Below are 16,782 nucleotides of genomic sequence, written 5' to 3' on the forward strand. Positions count from 1 at the left end.
CGCATGATCAACATTCTCATCGCCGGTGGAATCGCGTTGGCGGTCTCGATTCTGTTGACTCCATTTCTCATCGCGCTGTTCACCCGGCAGGGCTTCGGCCAGGAGATTCGCGTCGAAGGTCCGGCGAGTCACCACGCCAAGCGAGGAACGCCGACGATGGGCGGCGTCGCGATCATCGTCGGCCTGTGGGCCGGTTACCTCGGCTCCCACCTGGTCACGATGGGCGGCGATGGACCGTCGGCATCGGCGCTGTTGATACTCGCTCTTGCGACCGCACTCGGTGTGGTCGGCTTTCTCGACGACTACATCAAACTCCGCATGAAGCGAAGCCTCGGCCTCAAGGCGACCGGAAAATACGTCGGGCAGATCAGTGCGGCGGTGATCTTCGCCGTGCTGGCGCTGCAGTTCCGGAATGGGAACGGGCTGACTCCGGGCAATGTCGAATTGTCGCTGGTACGCCAGTCCACCTTCTTCACCATGGCCCCGATCGTCTTTGTCCTCTTCTGCGTCTTCCTCGTCGTCGCGTGGTCCAATGCCGTCAACCTCACCGACGGGCTCGACGGTCTGGCGGCGGGGTCGATGACGCTCGTCCTCGGCGCGTACACCGTGATGACGTTCTGGCAGTACCGGCAATCCTGCGCCACCAATTCCGTCGCCGGGTGCTACGAGGTGCGCGATCCACTCGACCTCGCAGTCGTCTGCGCGGCCGCCGCGGGTGCCTGTATCGGATTCCTCTGGTGGAACGCAGCCCCGGCCAAGATCTTCATGGGCGACACCGGCTCACTCGCCCTCGGCGGACTGCTCGCCGGACTGTCGATCGTGAGCAAGACCGAACTGATCGCCCTCGTCTTCGGAGCCCTGTTCGTCGCCGAGAGTGCCTCCGTCGTCATCCAGGTCGCGTCGTTCAAGAGCACCGGCAAGCGGCCGTTCCGAATGGCACCGATCCACCACCACTTCGAACTGGCAGGCTGGGCGGAGACGACGGTCATCATCCGACTGTGGTTGTTCGCGGCCATCGCGTCGGCGCTGGGACTCGGTTTGTTCTACAGCGAGTTCCTCGCGGCCGTCGGCTGACCTCTACGATTCTGGGATGACTGACGAACTGTCTCCGGTTGCCAAGGTCGACGCTCTCGCCGCCGAGCTCGAACAACTCGATGCTCGACGCGTCGCCATCGGGGTCGAACTCGTCAACCTTCAATTCGGTCTCGACGGAGACGCCAAGATCCGCGCGACGGAGATCTTCCACAGCGACTACCTGGGCCGGCTGTTCACCTTGGTCGACGAACTGCGCACCGACGAATAAGGCTCGTCACACAGCATCCTGATCCGAACGCGACACCACGGTCAGGCGGAAGTCCCGCAGCGACAAGGACAATGCGGCCAACGCGGCAATCGCTACTCCACCGATCGGAAACACCAGCCACGGATCGCCGATGGTGGGGGTGAAGGTCGAGGGGACAAGGTCGTCACCGAGATACGGCACATACACTGCGTCGGTCACATATGTTTCGGCCATGTAGGTGTCCGTCGCTGTCCAGCCGAAGTCGGCTGCAGGAGGCGAGTTGATCTCGATACTCAACGGATGCTCCCACGACCAATTCGACGCGGCTTCGGTTGGTTGCGGTGGCCAATGCGTCCAGGCGAGTGCACTGCCCGCTCCCAGTGCCGCACCCACGACGATCAGCAACGCGAACAAGTCGATGCGACTGCGTTGGCGATCCTGGACGAGACGCAGACCCGAATCGACGAGGAACGAGGCAGCCACGAGACCGATTGCTACCCCTGCTGCGACGAGATAGAGCGTCACGGGAAACCAACTCGGGCGGGCATGGGTCACGCCCAGTTCCTGCGGATCGGCTACGGCGACATGCCAGACCACCGCTGCGGCAGCGCCTATCGACGCGCCGACGGCGGCAAGCACTGCGACGAGCGCTTTCCCGGATGGCCTGTCCACGATCGGGACTCTACCCACGAGATCCGAAGGAAACTCGATGGCATCGGGAGAGAACGCGCTACGCGGCCCCTTGCCGCCAGCGCCTTTTTTGGTGGCTATGGCCCTCGTCCTGCGCTCGGTCTTGACCTGAAGTTCGGTTCAGGTTTTAGGCTCGTTTTCATGACATCAAACAGACCCATGCAACCGCCCGAGCGTCAACCCATCGGATTCTGGACCGTGCGCGCCGGGGAGGCGATTCGCGCACGAATCCGCGGCGCGCTACACGATATCGGGTTGACGCAAGCCGAATGGTGGCTCCTGCACCAGATCTCGCTACATCCCGCGGGGGCTGATCGCGCCGAGACCATCGAGAAGATCGGGCACAACGACACGCCGGAAGCAATCGTCGAGGCCATCGAGTCCGCACGCGCCAAAGGTTTGGTCGTGGAATCGAATTCGCGCGTGACATTCACCCCGGAAGGTGAAGCGCTGTTTCGGCGAGCAGCAGACGTTCAACAGATGCTGCAGGACGAACGAATGCAGGGAATAGGCCAGGACGAGTTCGTCACCACCATTCGAGTCCTGCAACGAACGATCCAGAACGTCGGAGGTGAAGCCTGGCATTGGTGACGATCAGGCGCGGCGGCCTACGTGCCCTAGCACTCGTCGATATCTCGACCATCTCGGTCGTCTGCTCGGCGTCGATCGCCTTTTATGCCGCTGTGCAACTAGCATCTATCGGAGTCATCGAGCCCCGGCCGCTCTTCGAGATCATGGTCGTACCACCGGCCGTCGTCGCCGTCGCTAGGTTGCTTCTCGGTGCCGTGGTCGGTCTCGGAGTGCTGGTTCGTCCGTCGACACGGAAGCTTCCATCTGGTCTCATGGCCATCGGACACATAGCGGCCAGCGCCGGTGGAGTCGCCGTCACCATTCGCACTCGTATATCGTTCGCGAACAGCAATCCTAGGATCAGGGCTTCCTACGCGCCCTCGAAATCAGCACGCCTGCAACGAAACCGAATGCTGCGCCCAGAACGGGCAAACCGACGACGAGGGTGGCCAGCTGCCCGGGCATACCCAACAACTCCGAGTATTGCGAATCGTCGCCGACAAATGCATAGTTCACTCGACGCGGCGCATCGGCCCACAGGACGATACCGATAGAGGCGATGAGCCCGAGTGAGAAGCCGATCAGGATCGAGACCTTACGCATCCGAGCGGGCTTCGCGGGCCGCTGCTGCGAATGCGGCCATACTCGGGAACTTCATGTCGACACTGTATTCCCCGGATGGCTCCGGCGTTGCTCCCCATCCGGGACGATCGTGCCGCCGATCGATCCACACCGAGGCGATGCCGTGCCGCTTCGCCGGTACGTGATCGTGGAACAGGCTCTGCGCAACATGGAGTAGTCGAGATCGTGGGGCACCCAGCGTCTCGAGAACTCCGTCGAGCGCATCGAAGTGGTTGTCGGCCGGCTTGTAGGCCTTGACATCCTCGGCGGTGACGATGGCGTCGAACTGCACGCCGAGCCGACGATTGCTACCTGCGAAGCCGTCGCGGTGCACATTGGAGAGGATGACGAGCTTGTAGCTCTCCCCGAGGGACGACAACGCGTCGGCCGAATCCTCGAATGCCGGCCAGTCCGAAACGGAAGCCCCGAGCTTGTCCGCCCACTCGGCCGAGACCGGTATTCCCAGCGTGCCACCGGTCCGCGCGAAGGCTTCGGCAAGTATCCGAGGGTACAGGTCCGAGGGCGAATCCCGCTGCGCCTGAGACTCGTTGACACCGTACGCCGACAACAGCTCGTCGTCGGACAACGGCGAGCCGGCCTGCTGCGCCCATGGCCTGAGCACGTCGAGGATACCGGCTTCCCAATCGATCAACGTTCCGTAGCAATCGAAGCTCATGACGTCGTAGTCGGCGAGATTCATGTGGTTCGGTCTCCTTGCGAAAACTCGATGGCGGCCGACTGCTCGTGCCGATACCGTCTGCAGATCATGAACAGCCTACCGCCCGTCATCTGCTCTCGCTTGTCCGGCCGTCGATGTGCGCGCTGACCGACCGGGAATCAAACCTACTGCGCAACAATGTATATCGGGTAGCTCACCGTGGGCCTGTCGTGGGAAACGTCGGGCACTTCAACCTCCCTGCAGTGGCGTCACGCCCCGGCTAGAATTCCAGCGAGCCGACTCGAACGATGACGAAGGGCAGCCCCATGAGCATCGACAGTGACAGCATCGGCGTAGTCGACGAGGTATCCGCGCTGCTGTTCGAGAGAGCCGACACCGGCGATGCGGGCAGGGACCTGACCTCGCGGGTTCGAGAGTTGTGACACGGATTCTGTTGCGCCCCGCCGAGGAGTCCGACGCCGACTTCTTATTCTCTATGGCATCGAACCCTGAGGTCGTCCGTTGGGTCGGAGACGGAAAGCCCTGGAGTAGAGACCATTTCGATCGCCGATTCACGCAGGCACTGAACGCGACGGGCAGCCAACGGCCGGATGTGCAGCAGTGGTTCATCGGCACCGACGAGGATCGACACCCCGTCGGCTTGCTCAGCCTGATCAGACGATCCGACCACATCGAGGTCGGGTACTGGGTGCATCCGGAGCACTGGGGTCACCGATACGCAGGCGAGATGCTCCTCCACGCGCAGGAGCACGCGGCCGCGCTTCCACTGGCGGCGCAGGTGTACCGGGCGAACACGGCCTCCCGCCGGGTGCTCGAGCGTGCCGGGTTCACACTCGTCGACGACGGTGAGCCCATGATTTTTCGGTCTCCTCCGGTGCCATGATGTGCGGCTCACCACCGCCGATTCGGGCGGGGTCGAGTACTGGTGCGTCCGGTCGTGACGCCGCGCACCATCGGTCGTGTCAGAAACTCGTGCGGAAACCCGAGGTCTACAGCGCTGACTGCATGTAGCTTGTCGAGCTGGGATTCGTCGAAGACCACATCGAGAGCAGAGATGTTCTGGCTCAACTGTTCAACGGTCCGAGCCCCGATCAGAGAGCTGGTGACCGATGGATTCCGAAGCGTCCATGCCAGCGCCACCTGCGCAGCGGACACACCGAGTTGGTGTGCGACGTCGACAACTACTTTCGCGATGTCGAGGCCCCGTATGGTCAGCGTTCCGTTTGCCTTCGCGTGATCACGACGGGTTCCTGATGGGCTGTCGGAACCGGCCGTGGCAAGGTCCGCGGCAGAGTACTTACCCGTCAGCACTCCACCGCCGAGCGGAGCCCAAGGAATCACACCGAGTCCCAGATCGGCTGCCATAGGGAGTAATTCTCGCTCGGTAGTTCGCTCGATCAGGCTGTATTCCACCTGAAGTGACGCAAAAGACGGCCACCCACGAAGCTCTGCGGTGGTGTTCATACGAGCGACTTCCCACGCTGGAGTATCCGAAACACCCAGATACAGAACCTTTCCCGAGCGGACGAGTTCGCCGAGCGATGCGATGATCTCGTCACTCGGCGTCATTCCGTCCCACGCGTGCAAATACAGCAGGTCGATGTAATCGGTACCGAGGTTCTTCAGGCTCGCTTCGACGGACCCGCGAAGACTCTTTCTCCCGCCCCCACCGGCATTCGGATCCGACGGATCACGCGTCGCCGCGTATTTCGTCGCGACGACGACCGAATCGCGACGGCCACGGAGAAACCGGCCCAGGTACCGCTCCGATTGGCCGTCGGTGTAAATGTTGGCAGTGTCGACCATGTTTCCGCCCGCGTCGAGGTAGGCATCGAAGATTCTCCTCGAGTCGTCCTCGTCCGCACCCCAGCCCCAGGCATCGCCGAATGTCATGGCTCCCAGCGACAATGGTGATACTCGCAGACCGGAGCGTCCCAGCAGTCGGTACTCGTCCATGCGCGTCATAGATTGTTCCTCTCGTTCACGGTTCACTCCAGCTCACAGTCCCGGTCTCGTCTGGCAACGGGAAGGGCGTGATCATCCTGGGAAGGGCGGTACCAGGCTGATCACGCTGGAGTGACCTACCCTGAAGCGGGTGAGTACGCGGCTGGGTCGAGACGAACTGGCGGCATTTCTGCGTGCCCGACGCGAGGCACTCGTCCCGTCGGATGTCGGTCTGCCGCCACGAATCGGGGCTTCACGTACACCTGGTTTGCGACGCGAGGAGGTCGCTGCGCTGGCTGGGGTGAGCGTCGACTATCTCGTTCGACTCGAGCAGGCAAGGGATGTTCGACCATCCGCTCAGGTGGTTCGGTCACTGTCGAATGCGTTGAAGCTGTCGTTCGATCAGACCGGCTACCTGTTCACGCTCGCCGGACACCGGGCACCCGAGCGGGCCACTGCCCAGCAGATTCCCACCGGAATCCATCAGTTGCTCGGCGATATCGCCCCGCTGCCGGCGATGGTACTCAATCACCGACTCGACATCCTGGCCGCGAACGAAACAATGGCCGCGCTTCTGCTCGACATCGACGACCGTCCGGCCTCGGAACGCAACGTTCTACGAATGTGTTTCCTGGACAAACGATTCGACGGATTCTACGAGGCACGTGACGACGTCGTCCGGGGCGCAGTAACCGACCTACGTGCCGCGTGGGTGAACCACTCACACGACGAAGTGCTCGCCGCCTTGATCGACGAGCTCGAACGAGGGAGTAGCGAGTTCTCCCGGTTCTGGCAGTCTCGGGAAGTGGCCGTACGGAACCGGGGTGACAAACCGATGCGACATCCGCTCGTCGGGCCGGTGACCGTGACATTCGATGTTCTGACGCCACTCGGAGACCCGGACCTGCGGTTGATCGTCTACCGGCCCGCGGACGCGCGATCTCGTTCTGCGCTGAATGAACTCGGTCGGATGCGACGACGACGTGGCGAGCGGCATCTGCGCACCATCTGAATCCGACCTTTCGCGACACGGAAAGTCGAGACTCCATCGGTGCCGTGCTCCTATCGTTTTGGGCAGAACAAAGGAAGGTCATCGGCACATGCTCGAACGATGGAACTCAGCGCTCGACTACATCGAGAGCAATCTCGACCGCGAGATCGATCCGACCGAGCTCGCTCGGATCACCCTCACATCGGAATATCACTTTCGACGAGTGTTCTCGGCACTCGCTGGACTACCGCTGTCGCACTACATCCGACAACGGCGAATGACGCTGGCAGCAGCGGATATTCTCGACGGACAGGGCGTACTCGACGTTGCGACGAAGTACGGATACACCGCAGACGCATTCACCCGCGCCTTCCGAGACCTGCACGGCATCACACCATCTCGGGCACGCCGACCCGGAGCCGTCCTGCGTTCCAGACAAGCAGTGACATTTCACCTGACCATCGAAGGACGAAGCACCATGCGATACCGCATCACCGACCTGCCGGCGTTCCATATCGTCGGCAGAACCACCCGAATCCCACTCCGGTTCCACGGCGAGAACACCGCCATGACCGAATTCCATCGAAACCTGACACCGGGTACCGGCGAACAACTGCGCGAACTAGCCGACCTGCCCGAACTACCCGACATCCTCTTCGTCAGCGACGGCTTCGAGCCCGAACGCGAAGACGGCAGTCTCTTCGACTACTACTTCGCCGTTGCAAGCACCTTGCCTGGAACACCCGATTGGGACACCCGTGCTGTGCCCGCATCGACCTGGGCAGTATTCGAGACAAGCAGCGACACCGCACTCGCGCCCGCACTGCAACAACTCTGGGCCGACGCCTTCAGCGAATGGTTCCCCTCCAACCCCTACGAAACAATCCCGGGACCGGAGATCCTGACCGTCACCGAGACCTCCCCCGACTGGACCTCGGGAGCGGGAGAACTCTGGATTCCAGTCCAACGAAGTCGATAGCCGTCCTTCACTCCTCCCCCTGCCGTCGCGGCCAGCCATGGCTACTCAATGTGACATCCAGTGGCCTTTTTGGGGGTCAATGTCACATCGAGTGGACCGGAAAAGGTGTCAGGCGATCGATTGGCCGTAGACGTGTGTGACCGAGATGGTCACCAGTACTCGTCGGTCGGCGACCATTACTGCTCGATATTCGTTCCAATCGGGGTGCTCACCGGCGGCGGCGCGGAAGTAGTCCACCAGGGCATCGACTTCGCGGCTGTCGGGTGACGATCTCGGGCCGGTGAGGGTGACGGTTCCCTCCGCCGTCGCCCATGCTGTGCCGTCGGCGCTGGTCACTTCGAGCGCGGCACGAGGGTCTCGGCGTAGATTCGTCGTTTTCGCTCGCCCTTCGGTGACCGAGATCGTGATGGTGCCGGCTTCCCGGTCGTAGAACGGCGTCACCGGTGATAGCTGCGGTATTCCGCTCGCTTTGATGGTGGCGAGCACGCCGATTCTGCTCTGCTCGAGAAGCGCATGTGGATCGTAGGTGCTTCCGGTCATGGAGTCCCCATTTGGTCGTCGAAACGAGTATGCACGAACTTCAGCAGAGAACGCCGTCGACGAGGCGTCGGTTCCGTTCCGGTCTCACGGTTGTCTGTCGTCGAACAGCTCCGCCGCGTACGCCCCGATTGCTCGACGGTATCTCCCCAAAGCCGGGTCTGCGGCATGCAGTGCGTTCCGCAGAGCCTGCGCACCGTCGCCCCTGTCCCAGAGTGCGAGTGCCACGAAAGCATCTCGCGCAGAGGAGTATTCGGTTGAGAACTCGAACTCCTCCAGCACTCGCAACGCGTCGTCCTGCCGACCCACGTTGCGGAGCGAACTCGCCAGTTGAATCCGAGCCTGGTTCTCCCTGTCGATATCGAGCCCGTAGGACAACGACGCCTCGTACAGCGGCACAGCCGCGGATTCTTCGCCCAAGAAGTCCTCCAGGCAAGCTCGCTCGAACAATGCACGGGCGTCAGAACACTCTGAGGCTGAAAGCAATTGGTCGATCTGGATCCGCATACGAACGGGGTCTGTATCGTCCGCGTCGCGCCAGAATTCGGCAATTCGATCTTCCCAACTCAGCATGGAATCGATCGTCCACGATGCCGCGGCCCGACGCCACCGCTGTATCTCGGCACTTGCATTGTCTTCGCGACACAAGAAACGTAGTCCGGAGAATCGACGAGGCCGACTCCCCGACGTAGCGATGACACTCGACAACTATCGAGCTGCCAAGAATTCGATTCGATTGCCCACGCCGTCGCGGGTATGGAACCGCCGTCGACCCGGGATCTCCTCGGGATCGGCCCAATTCACCGGGTAGCCGGCAGACGTCAACGCTGCAGCAGTCGCATCGACATCGACCACGAAGGCCGGGTGCGCCTTCAGCGCCGGTCGAAAGTCGTCCTCGATACCGATGTGTACCTCACCATCGGGACCGCCCACTCCCGGCACGCGAAACCAACAGCCGCCGCGGACGGCCAACGGTGGCGGCTTCGCGATCTCCTGCCAGCCGAGAGCACCCGAGTAGAACTCCCGCTCGCGGTCTTCGCCGCCCGCCGGACAAGCGACCTGCACGTGGTGAATCATCGAACGAACGTACCGCCATCTCGATTGACACGCCGGTGAACGGTAGGCAAACGTATGGGCATGCAACTGAGATTTCTGGCCGGCATCTCGACGGCCTTCGCATTCAAGCTCCTGCTGATGCGAGCGCTGACACTCAAGCTGCAGCGAGACATCGAAGCACTGAACAACGGCGACTACCGCCCGCTACTGTCGTCATTCCACCGAGACGCCGTGCTCAAGTTTGCCGATGGTGACAGCCGCTGGTCGGGCACCCACCGCGGCCGCCCGGCCATCGAAAAATTCTTCCAAGACTTCGTCGCTGCCGGAATCAAAGGCCAGATCACGGAAATCTACAGCGGCGGCGCACCCTGGCGTATGACGCTGCTCGCCCGCTTCGACGACCAAGCCCACGCCGCCGACGGCACCCAGATCTACAGCAACCGCACTGTGCTCCTGGTCCGCACGAGCTGGGGAAAAATCATCTCCCAAGAAGACTTCTTCGAGGACACCACCCGCCTCGACGCATTCGAGAAGAAACTGCGGCAACTCTAGATCCGCCGGGCCAATCGCCTCGGCGGACCACTTCGGCTGGTACTCAATGTGACATTCAGTGGCCTTTTCGACGGTCAATGTCACATCGAGTGGACTCCGGGGTCGGATGGGGCGGGGCGGCGATAGGTCACCTGTGGGTAATTGTCGGCATTCGTGACGCTGGCGTGCACGTTGTATACCGTGCGCACCAGGTCTTCGGTGATCACTTCGTTCGGGGTTCCCGATGCCACGATGGCGCCGTTGTTCAGCACGATGATGCGGTTGCAGAACATGGCGGCGAGGTTGAGGTCGTGGAGGGCGATGTAGCTGCTCAGGGGTAGGCCTGCGACGAGGGTGAGGATGTCGAGTTGGTGTTGGATGTCGAGGTGATTGGTCGGCTCGTCGAGCAGTAGTTCGGTGGGTTGTTGGGCGAGGGCTCGGGCGATCTGGACTCGTTGGCGTTCGCCGCCGGAGAGGGTGTGCCATCGTCGGGTGGCTTTCGACGCCATGGCGGTGTCGGCGAGTGCCTGCGCTATCGCCGCGTCGTTGTCGGCTGCGTCGCCGCCGAGGATGCCGTGGTGGGGGATGCGGCCGAGACGGACGACGTCGCGGACACTGATGTCGACGTCGGTGTCGGAGTGTTGGTCGACCATCGCCACGCGTCTGGCGATGCGGCGTCGACGCAGTGTTCGCAGGTTGTCTCCGTCGAGCAGCACGTCGCCGCTGTCGGGGGCGACGATGCCGGCGAGGATTCGCAGTAGCGAGGATTTGCCCGACCCGTTGGGGCCGATCAGGCCGATGGTCTCGCCGGGTTCCGGCGCGAAGCTGATGCCGTCGAGGATCGGGTGTCCACCGCGGGTCCATCGAATGTCTCTGGCGTGCAGTGTCATCGGGACCTCCGTAGCCGGAAGAGAATGAGCGCGAAGGCCGGCACGCCGATCAGAGCGGTGACCACTCCGACAGGAATTTCCTGTGGTGCGAACACAGTTCGGGCGATGGTGTCGACCCAGACCATGAAGATTGCGCCCATCATCACCGTCGTCGGGAGCAGTCTTCGGTGGCGCGCGCCGACGAGGAAGCGGGCGGCATGCGGAAGTACCAGTCCTACGAATCCGATGGCTCCGGCGGCACTGACCAGAGCGGCCGTGATCAGTGCGGTGATGACCAGCAACAGGATTCGCACATACTTCACCGGAACGCCGAGGGACGCGGCGGCGTCGTGCCCGAAGGTGAAGGCATCGAGAGCCGAGGTGTTGAACAGGCACACCACCATTCCCAGCAGTGCGACACCGCCGCACAATGCCACGTCCGTCCAGTCGGCGCCGCTCAGGGAGCCGAGCAACCAGAACAGCACCCCGCGGGTCTGTTCGGCATCGGCCGAGGAGATGACGATGAACGACGTGAGAGCCGAGAACAGTTGCGTCCCTGCTACTCCCGCGAGTACGACGCGGTCGTTTCCGCCGCCCGCACCCGCGGCAAGCAGCATCACCAGGACGAACGACAGCAGTGCTCCGGCAAAAGCTCCGGTGGACAGCGACAGTGCGCCGCCGCCCACACCGAGCACCGCGACGGAGACGGCACCGGTGGATGCGCCCGACGAGATACCCAACACGAACGGGTCGGCCAGGGGATTGCGCAACAGCGATTGCATGATGGCTCCACACAGAGCGAGGCCTGCACCGCAGATGGCAGCGAGCAGCGTTCGGGGCAACCTCAACTGCCAGACGATGCCGTCCTCGATGCGACTCACTCCGGCGGTGCCGATCCCGATGTGCCCCAGTATCACTCGATACACATCGGACACCGACACACTGGCCGGGCCGATCGTCACGGCCACGCCGATCGAGAGCACCAACACCACGAAGCCACCGAGCAGCAGCGGGATCAGCAACCCGCGATCGGTCCGGCTCATGGGGTGGTCAGTCCCCAATTCTGCAGAGCCGCGGCAACTTTCTCGACCCCGTCGATCGTGCGGATCGACGGGTTGAGGTCGGCACCGTTGACGACGATGTACCGCTTGTCCTCGACGGCGGTGAGCCGACTGGTGACGGAGTTCGATTCCAGGAAGGCGATCTTGCTGTCGAGAGCATCACCGGCAATGCTCCGTCGACTCAGATCGGCGAGCACGAGCGCGGTGGGATCGCGATCGAGAACACTCTCCCAATTGACCTGCGGCCATTCGTCGGTGGTGTCGGCGTAGATGTTCTGGGCACCGACGGATCCGGTGATGATGCCCGACGACCCACAGCATCCGGCCATGTACGGGGTGTCGGTGTCGGCGAACCAGTACGCCAGCGTCACCCCCGAGGCGTCGACGGCTCCTGATGCCGTCGCGAAGCGATCCTGCAGCTCGCCGACGAAGCGTTCGCCGCGATCACGCACGTCGAAGATGGCTGCGAGGTCGCGAATTTCCTGGTAGACGGTCTCGATTTCGAGCGGTGATGTACGCGCACCGTCGGAGTTGACGCTGTCGTCGGTCTTGCCGTTGCAGTCGGTGGGAGAGAGATAGCTCGGCACACCGAGCTGCTCGAACTGGTCCCTGTCGGCGACGCCTCCCGGCCCGAGGGTGCCGCCGAACGACGCGGAGACGAAGTCGGGCTCGGCGTCCAGGACCACCTCCAGAGAGGGCTTGTTGTCCGCCAACCTGGGGACCTTCGCGTTCTCCGATTCGAGGTTCGCGCGGACGGGATCGGTCCAGGTGGCGGTGCCGACCATGCGGTCGGCGAGGCCGAGTGAGAGCAGAATTTCCGTCGAACCCTGATTCAGCGACACTGCCCGCTGCGGCGGGGCGTCGACGACGACGTCGCGGCCGCAGTTCTCGATGGTCAGCGGATAGTTTCCGGTGGTCGGGGTAGCCGCGTCGGTGGTCGCGGTGGACGAACAACCGGCGAGAACGAGGATCGAGACCGCGCCTAGGACGGCGAGAGTGGTGCGCATCGTGAGGAGCTTCCTGCTGAGGGCTCGTGTCGCGGAGCCGCGGGTGGAGGTGGATCGCGACGTCCGAGCATTCGGACTTCGAGCTCTCACTCGTCACCGTTGCGCGCCAGTCCCGGAATTGCACCGGATTCCCTCGTTCGTCGCTCGCTGACCCTATCGTGCGGGGCACCTCGAGGGTCAGCGTGCCGCTGCTGTCACCGGCTCCTGGGCATAGCTGCGCGGAAAGGTCCTGCGCGCCATGACGACAATCACCAGCGCTGCGGCCACCAGCGCCGTTGCAGCAGCGGTGACGGCCACGATGCCGCTGAGGTCGATCACCACACCACCCACCAGAGCACCGGTCGCGATCGCCAACTGGAAGGCAACGACATAGATCGCCGACGCCTTGTCCGCATCGGCCGGGGCCGCTCTGACCACTGCCGATTGGATGCACACCGGGAGGGTGGTGAATGCGAGTCCCCACAGGGCGATCGCACCGACGGCGAACACGGCCCAGCTACCGGGCGCTCCGCTCAGAGTGCACCAGAGAACTGCCACCGCCGCAGCGACCGCACCCAAGGCCCCGATGGTCGAGTGTCGGGGCCACCGGTCGTAGGTTCTGCCGATCACCCAGATGCCGATCACCCCGAACAGTCCGTACAGCATCAACATCAGAGTCAGAGTGGTACCCGCCGATCCGATGGCACGGTCGACGATCACCGAGAAGTAGGTGTACGCGGCGAAATGACCGAGGACGGCCAGAAACGTCACTCCACACAGAACGGCCAGGGTGCCGTCGAGCACCCGCGGTGTCTTTTTCGTCTCCGAAGCCGCCCGGGTGACCGGCAGTGCCGGGAGGACGAAGTACAGCGCCACGGCGATCGCTGCGGCCACGATACCGAGAATCGTTGCCGCCGTGCGCCATCCGAACCACTGACCCAGTGCGGCAGTGAGTGGATTGCCGGCCACCAGCGCCAGCGACGTACCGGCGTACACCGTGGCGATCGCCTTGCCCTGCTTGCCGGGTAGCGCGAGCGACGCCGCGACCGGGGCGACGACGGCCCAGAAGACTCCGTGTGTTGCCGCACAGAGCATTCGGGAGATCACCAACATCGGATATCCGACGGATACCGCCGAGAGGAGTTGCGAGAGTGCCAGTGCAGCAACGGTGATGACGACGACGCGCCGTCGGGGCCAGTCGCGCACGAACCGGATCAACGGCATCGTCATCACCGCGACGCCGTACGCGTAGAAGGTCAGCAGCAGACCCACGGCGGATTCGCCGACACCGAGGTCCCCGGAGATCTCGGGGAGCAACCCCACCGGCAGCGTTTCCGCCGTGACGTAGATGAATGCGGCTGCGGCGAGCACCAGCAGCTTCGGTAGCGGCGAAGACATGTTGTGTATCGTTACACACGGTCCGTGCGGCGCGCTACAGTGGCCCGGTGAACACTCGGGTGACCATGGCTGACGTCGCAGCGTCCGCAGGCGTTTCCACCATGAGCGTCTCGTACACCTACAACCGACCGAGCCGGGTTTCGGCGGCCACACGCGATCGCGTGCACGAGGCAGCAGCCACCCTCGGTTACACCGGTCCCAACCGCACCGCGCGGTCACTGCGCAGCGGCAGGCACAACAGCATCGGTGTCGTCCTCGGCGAGAAACTCACCTATGCCTTCGAGGATCCCCAGGCTCGACGCTTTCTGTCCGGGATCGCCGAAGCGTGTCTCGACGCCGACACCGCGCTGGTGATGCTGCCGAACCTGCACCGCGACACCGACAACGCACGCATCAGGGACGCACAGGTCGACGGGTACGTCGTGTGGACCACCGAGATCGGCGACCCCCTGCTCGACGTGCTCGTCGACACCGGCCGCCCGACGTGCATCCAGGGTGGGCCCGACCACCCCGGACTGAACTGGATCGCCATAGACGACAGAGCTGCAGCCGACGCCGTGGGCACCACCGCGTTGAACAGCCGATCTCGACCTGCCATCGTCGCCCTCAGACCCGATACCCGACGCGAATCGACGATCGTGCGTGGCGCGGACGCGTCGGACATCTCGATGCCGGTGACCCGAGCGCGGCTCGCAGGCTACCGAGACGCATGCCTGCGATCGGGGATCGACTGGTCGACGGTACCGACACTGTTCACCACCGACAACGCCCGCGCAGAAGGCGACAGAGCAGCGCGACTGCTGTTGCAGGACAATGCCATCGACACACTGCTCGTGATGAGCGACGAACTTGCCCTCGGGGTACTCGATGCTGCAACCGTGTCCGGAATCGACATTCCGGGGCGACTGGCCGTCACCGGGTGGGACGACTCCCCCGCCGCAGCCGAAGCCGGATTGACCACCGTCGCGCAGTCGCTGTTCGATCAGGGGCGGTCGGCGGCCCGGTGGGTGCTCGGACTCAGCGACAGTGTGGACGACGCGATCTGGAGAATCGAAGAACGAATATCGACAGGTCGCACAAACGGCACACAAACCGAGAACACCGTGATCTAATAGTCCATAAAAAGGGGATGTTCCCTGTTTATGGCGTCTAACCGGACTCTTGGGCTAGTATCACTCGTGGCTATCCGGCCATGAGGGGGAACAATGAGCCGAGAGCACGACGCGCCGCCCCGTCATGTCGCAGCCGTCTCCGGAACAGCAGCCCAACACGACGCTCTGACCGGCCTCCCGAACCGCATCGAGATCCTTGCCCTCATCACCACCGAGCTCGACCGACGCACCCCTGACCGCCAGTTCAGCGTCCTGCTGGTCGACATCGACGGATTCCGAGAATTCAACGACGCCCTCGGCCCCGCCCAAGGCGATGACCTGCTGTGCATGGTCGCCGACCGACTCCTTGCCTCCACCCGGCCCGGCGACACCATCGGCCGACTCACCGGCGACGAATTCGTCGTCATCGCACGAGGCTGCCACTCCATAGCCGCGCGCGCCATGGCCGCCGGATTCACGAGCATCTTCGAGCCCGCCTTCGAGCTCGGCGGCCACCAACTCACCCTCACCGCCAGCGTCGGAGTCGCCTCCAGCACCGACACCGACATCAGCGCCACCCAACTGGTCCACAACGCCGCCGCAGCCATGCACGCCGCCAAAGCCGTCGGACGCAACGAACACCACGTCTTCACCGACGAGCTCCACCAGACCAACCGCACCCGACTCGAACTCATCGAACGACTACGCGGCATCGCCATGGTCGAGCGCGAACTGACGATGGTCTACCAACCCATCGTCGAACTCGCGACAGGAACGGTCGTCGGGGCCGAAGCACTCATCCGATGGAACCACCCCGAACTCGGCCTGCTGATGCCCGACACCTTCATCCCCCTCGCCGAGGACGCCGACCTCATCGTCCCGCTGAGCCTGTGGATACTCGCCGAGGTCGCGCACACGATCGCCGACTGGCAGGCCCGCAACATCCACCTCCAGGTGGGCGTCAACATCAGCCCAGCCCACTTCGCCACAGGAACCCTCGCCACCGACGTCATCGACACCGTCGACACCTACGGCATCGAACCCGGACGGCTCGCACTCGAACTCTCCGAATCACAGACACTCCACGACCTCGACGCCGTCCACTACCAACTACGCGACGTCCAACGCCACGGCGTCCTCATCGCCATCGACGACTTCGGCTCCGGGTTCTCCTCCCTCGAACGACTCGCCACCCTCCCCGTCGACATCCTCAAGATCGACAAATCCCTCACCCAACACCTCGACAGCGACAACCTGCACCGACGCCGCGCCATGACCACGCTCTGCACCGCCCTCGTCGACGTCACCACCACCCTCGGCAAGGACACCGTCATCGAGGGAATCGAGACACCGGAACAACTCCAGATCTGCACCGACATGGGCGTAACCTTCGGCCAAGGACACCTACTCGGACGCCCCATGCCCGTTGCGGCACTCGAACAATTCATCACCCGACACAGCACCCACAGCGAATCCGCTTAACCCGAGGAACCGAAC

Annotated in this window: 20 protein-coding genes; 9 read left to right on the plus strand and 11 right to left on the minus strand. The window is 63.4% G+C overall.

The genetic code is table 11. The features are described 5' to 3' along the window. Positions 1-3 precede the first annotated feature (3 nt). A complete protein-coding gene (mraY, locus tag CH271_RS00740; protein ID WP_094632089.1) occupies positions 4-1,074 on the plus strand; it encodes a phospho-N-acetylmuramoyl-pentapeptide-transferase in 1,071 nt (356 codons plus the stop codon). Between the two features lie 16 nt (positions 1,075-1,090). Further along, positions 1,091-1,303, plus strand: coding sequence for an oxidoreductase (locus CH271_RS00745; protein WP_094632091.1), 213 nt, complete (start codon positions 1,091-1,093; stop codon positions 1,301-1,303). A 6-nt stretch (positions 1,304-1,309) separates the two neighbouring features. Here CH271_RS00745 and CH271_RS00750 read toward each other — a convergent pair whose 3' ends face one another. After that, positions 1,310-1,954 carry a hypothetical protein gene (locus CH271_RS00750; RefSeq protein ID WP_094632093.1) on the minus strand — a complete coding sequence of 215 codons (645 nt, stop codon included), beginning with the start codon at positions 1,952-1,954 and terminating at the stop codon, positions 1,310-1,312. 159 nt (positions 1,955-2,113) lie between these two features. Between CH271_RS00750 and CH271_RS00755 the strand changes: the two genes are divergently transcribed. Beyond that, positions 2,114-2,563, plus strand: a complete 450-nt coding sequence (locus tag CH271_RS00755) for a MarR family winged helix-turn-helix transcriptional regulator (protein ID WP_094632095.1) — start codon at positions 2,114-2,116, stop codon at positions 2,561-2,563. A 339-nt stretch (positions 2,564-2,902) separates the two neighbouring features. Here CH271_RS00755 and CH271_RS00760 read toward each other — a convergent pair whose 3' ends face one another. Both CH271_RS00760 and CH271_RS00765 read right to left on the minus strand, forming a co-directional pair. Continuing rightward, positions 2,903-3,145 carry a hypothetical protein gene (locus CH271_RS00760; RefSeq protein WP_094632097.1) on the minus strand — a complete coding sequence of 81 codons (243 nt, stop codon included), beginning with the start codon at positions 3,143-3,145 and terminating at the stop codon, positions 2,903-2,905. Then, positions 3,138-3,863 carry an HAD-IA family hydrolase gene (locus tag CH271_RS00765; protein WP_094632099.1) on the minus strand — a complete coding sequence of 242 codons (726 nt, stop codon included), beginning with the start codon at positions 3,861-3,863 and terminating at the stop codon, positions 3,138-3,140. The genes CH271_RS00760 and CH271_RS00765 overlap by 8 nt, the downstream gene beginning before the upstream one ends. Before the next feature lie 397 nt (positions 3,864-4,260). On the opposite strand from CH271_RS00765, the gene CH271_RS00770 reads away from it, so the two are divergent. Then, the gene (locus CH271_RS00770; RefSeq protein WP_170945842.1) at positions 4,261-4,725 is read left to right on the plus strand and encodes a GNAT family N-acetyltransferase; all 465 of its coding nucleotides are present in this window, start codon (positions 4,261-4,263) and stop codon (positions 4,723-4,725) included. A gap of 8 nt (positions 4,726-4,733) precedes the next feature. Here the strand turns inward: CH271_RS00770 and CH271_RS00775 are convergent, their stop codons facing one another. After that, positions 4,734-5,807: an aldo/keto reductase gene (locus CH271_RS00775; protein WP_094632103.1), complete on the minus strand. Its 1,074-nt coding sequence runs from the start codon at positions 5,805-5,807 to the stop codon at positions 4,734-4,736. Positions 5,808-5,937: 130 nt separating this feature from the next. On the opposite strand from CH271_RS00775, the gene CH271_RS00780 reads away from it, so the two are divergent. After that, positions 5,938-6,798, plus strand: coding sequence for a helix-turn-helix transcriptional regulator (locus CH271_RS00780; RefSeq protein WP_094632105.1), 861 nt, complete (start codon positions 5,938-5,940; stop codon positions 6,796-6,798). An 88-nt stretch (positions 6,799-6,886) separates the two neighbouring features. After that, on the plus strand, positions 6,887-7,756 hold the full coding sequence (locus CH271_RS00785) for an AraC family transcriptional regulator (protein WP_094632107.1): 870 nt from the start codon (positions 6,887-6,889) through the stop codon (positions 7,754-7,756). 108 nt (positions 7,757-7,864) lie between these two features. Here the strand turns inward: CH271_RS00785 and CH271_RS00790 are convergent, their stop codons facing one another. The 3 genes from CH271_RS00790 to CH271_RS00800 all read right to left on the minus strand — a co-directional run bounded on the left by CH271_RS00790 (position 7,865) and on the right by CH271_RS00800 (position 9,370). Beyond that, positions 7,865-8,296, minus strand: a complete 432-nt coding sequence (locus tag CH271_RS00790) for a PPOX class F420-dependent oxidoreductase (RefSeq protein ID WP_094632109.1) — start codon at positions 8,294-8,296, stop codon at positions 7,865-7,867. An 84-nt stretch (positions 8,297-8,380) separates the two neighbouring features. Further along, positions 8,381-8,866 (minus strand): tetratricopeptide repeat protein, encoded by a 486-nt coding sequence (locus tag CH271_RS00795; RefSeq protein WP_306437401.1) that lies wholly within the window; start codon positions 8,864-8,866, stop codon positions 8,381-8,383. Positions 8,867-9,001: 135 nt separating this feature from the next. Beyond that, positions 9,002-9,370 (minus strand): glyoxalase, encoded by a 369-nt coding sequence (locus CH271_RS00800; RefSeq protein WP_094632111.1) that lies wholly within the window; start codon positions 9,368-9,370, stop codon positions 9,002-9,004. A 54-nt stretch (positions 9,371-9,424) separates the two neighbouring features. Here CH271_RS00800 and CH271_RS00805 point away from each other — a divergent pair, with 54 nt between their 5' ends. Further along, positions 9,425-9,901 carry a nuclear transport factor 2 family protein gene (locus CH271_RS00805; RefSeq protein ID WP_094632113.1) on the plus strand — a complete coding sequence of 159 codons (477 nt, stop codon included), beginning with the start codon at positions 9,425-9,427 and terminating at the stop codon, positions 9,899-9,901. Between the two features lie 80 nt (positions 9,902-9,981). Here the strand turns inward: CH271_RS00805 and CH271_RS00810 are convergent, their stop codons facing one another. From CH271_RS00810 to CH271_RS00825, 4 genes are all read right to left on the minus strand, one after another. Next, positions 9,982-10,770, minus strand: coding sequence for an ABC transporter ATP-binding protein (locus CH271_RS00810; protein WP_094632115.1), 789 nt, complete (start codon positions 10,768-10,770; stop codon positions 9,982-9,984). After that, on the minus strand, positions 10,767-11,792 hold the full coding sequence (locus CH271_RS00815; RefSeq protein WP_094632117.1) for a FecCD family ABC transporter permease: 1,026 nt from the start codon (positions 11,790-11,792) through the stop codon (positions 10,767-10,769). Before CH271_RS00815 ends, CH271_RS00810 begins: the two co-directional genes overlap by 4 nt. Beyond that, positions 11,789-12,817: an ABC transporter substrate-binding protein gene (locus CH271_RS00820; RefSeq protein ID WP_094632119.1), complete on the minus strand. Its 1,029-nt coding sequence runs from the start codon at positions 12,815-12,817 to the stop codon at positions 11,789-11,791. Before CH271_RS00820 ends, CH271_RS00815 begins: the two co-directional genes overlap by 4 nt. Before the next feature lie 177 nt (positions 12,818-12,994). Next, positions 12,995-14,194, minus strand: a complete 1,200-nt coding sequence (locus CH271_RS00825; RefSeq protein WP_094632121.1) for an MFS transporter — start codon at positions 14,192-14,194, stop codon at positions 12,995-12,997. A gap of 47 nt (positions 14,195-14,241) precedes the next feature. On the opposite strand from CH271_RS00825, the gene CH271_RS00830 reads away from it, so the two are divergent. Then, positions 14,242-15,306 carry a substrate-binding domain-containing protein gene (locus tag CH271_RS00830; RefSeq protein WP_256986114.1) on the plus strand — a complete coding sequence of 355 codons (1,065 nt, stop codon included), beginning with the start codon at positions 14,242-14,244 and terminating at the stop codon, positions 15,304-15,306. Between the two features lie 93 nt (positions 15,307-15,399). Beyond that, positions 15,400-16,767, plus strand: coding sequence for a putative bifunctional diguanylate cyclase/phosphodiesterase (locus CH271_RS00835; RefSeq protein ID WP_094632123.1), 1,368 nt, complete (start codon positions 15,400-15,402; stop codon positions 16,765-16,767). Positions 16,768-16,782: the final 15 nt, after the last annotated feature.

It is taken from the genome of Rhodococcus sp. 05-340-2, assembly GCF_002258915.1.
Classification (GTDB): Bacteria; Actinomycetota; Actinomycetes; order Mycobacteriales; family Mycobacteriaceae; genus Rhodococcoides.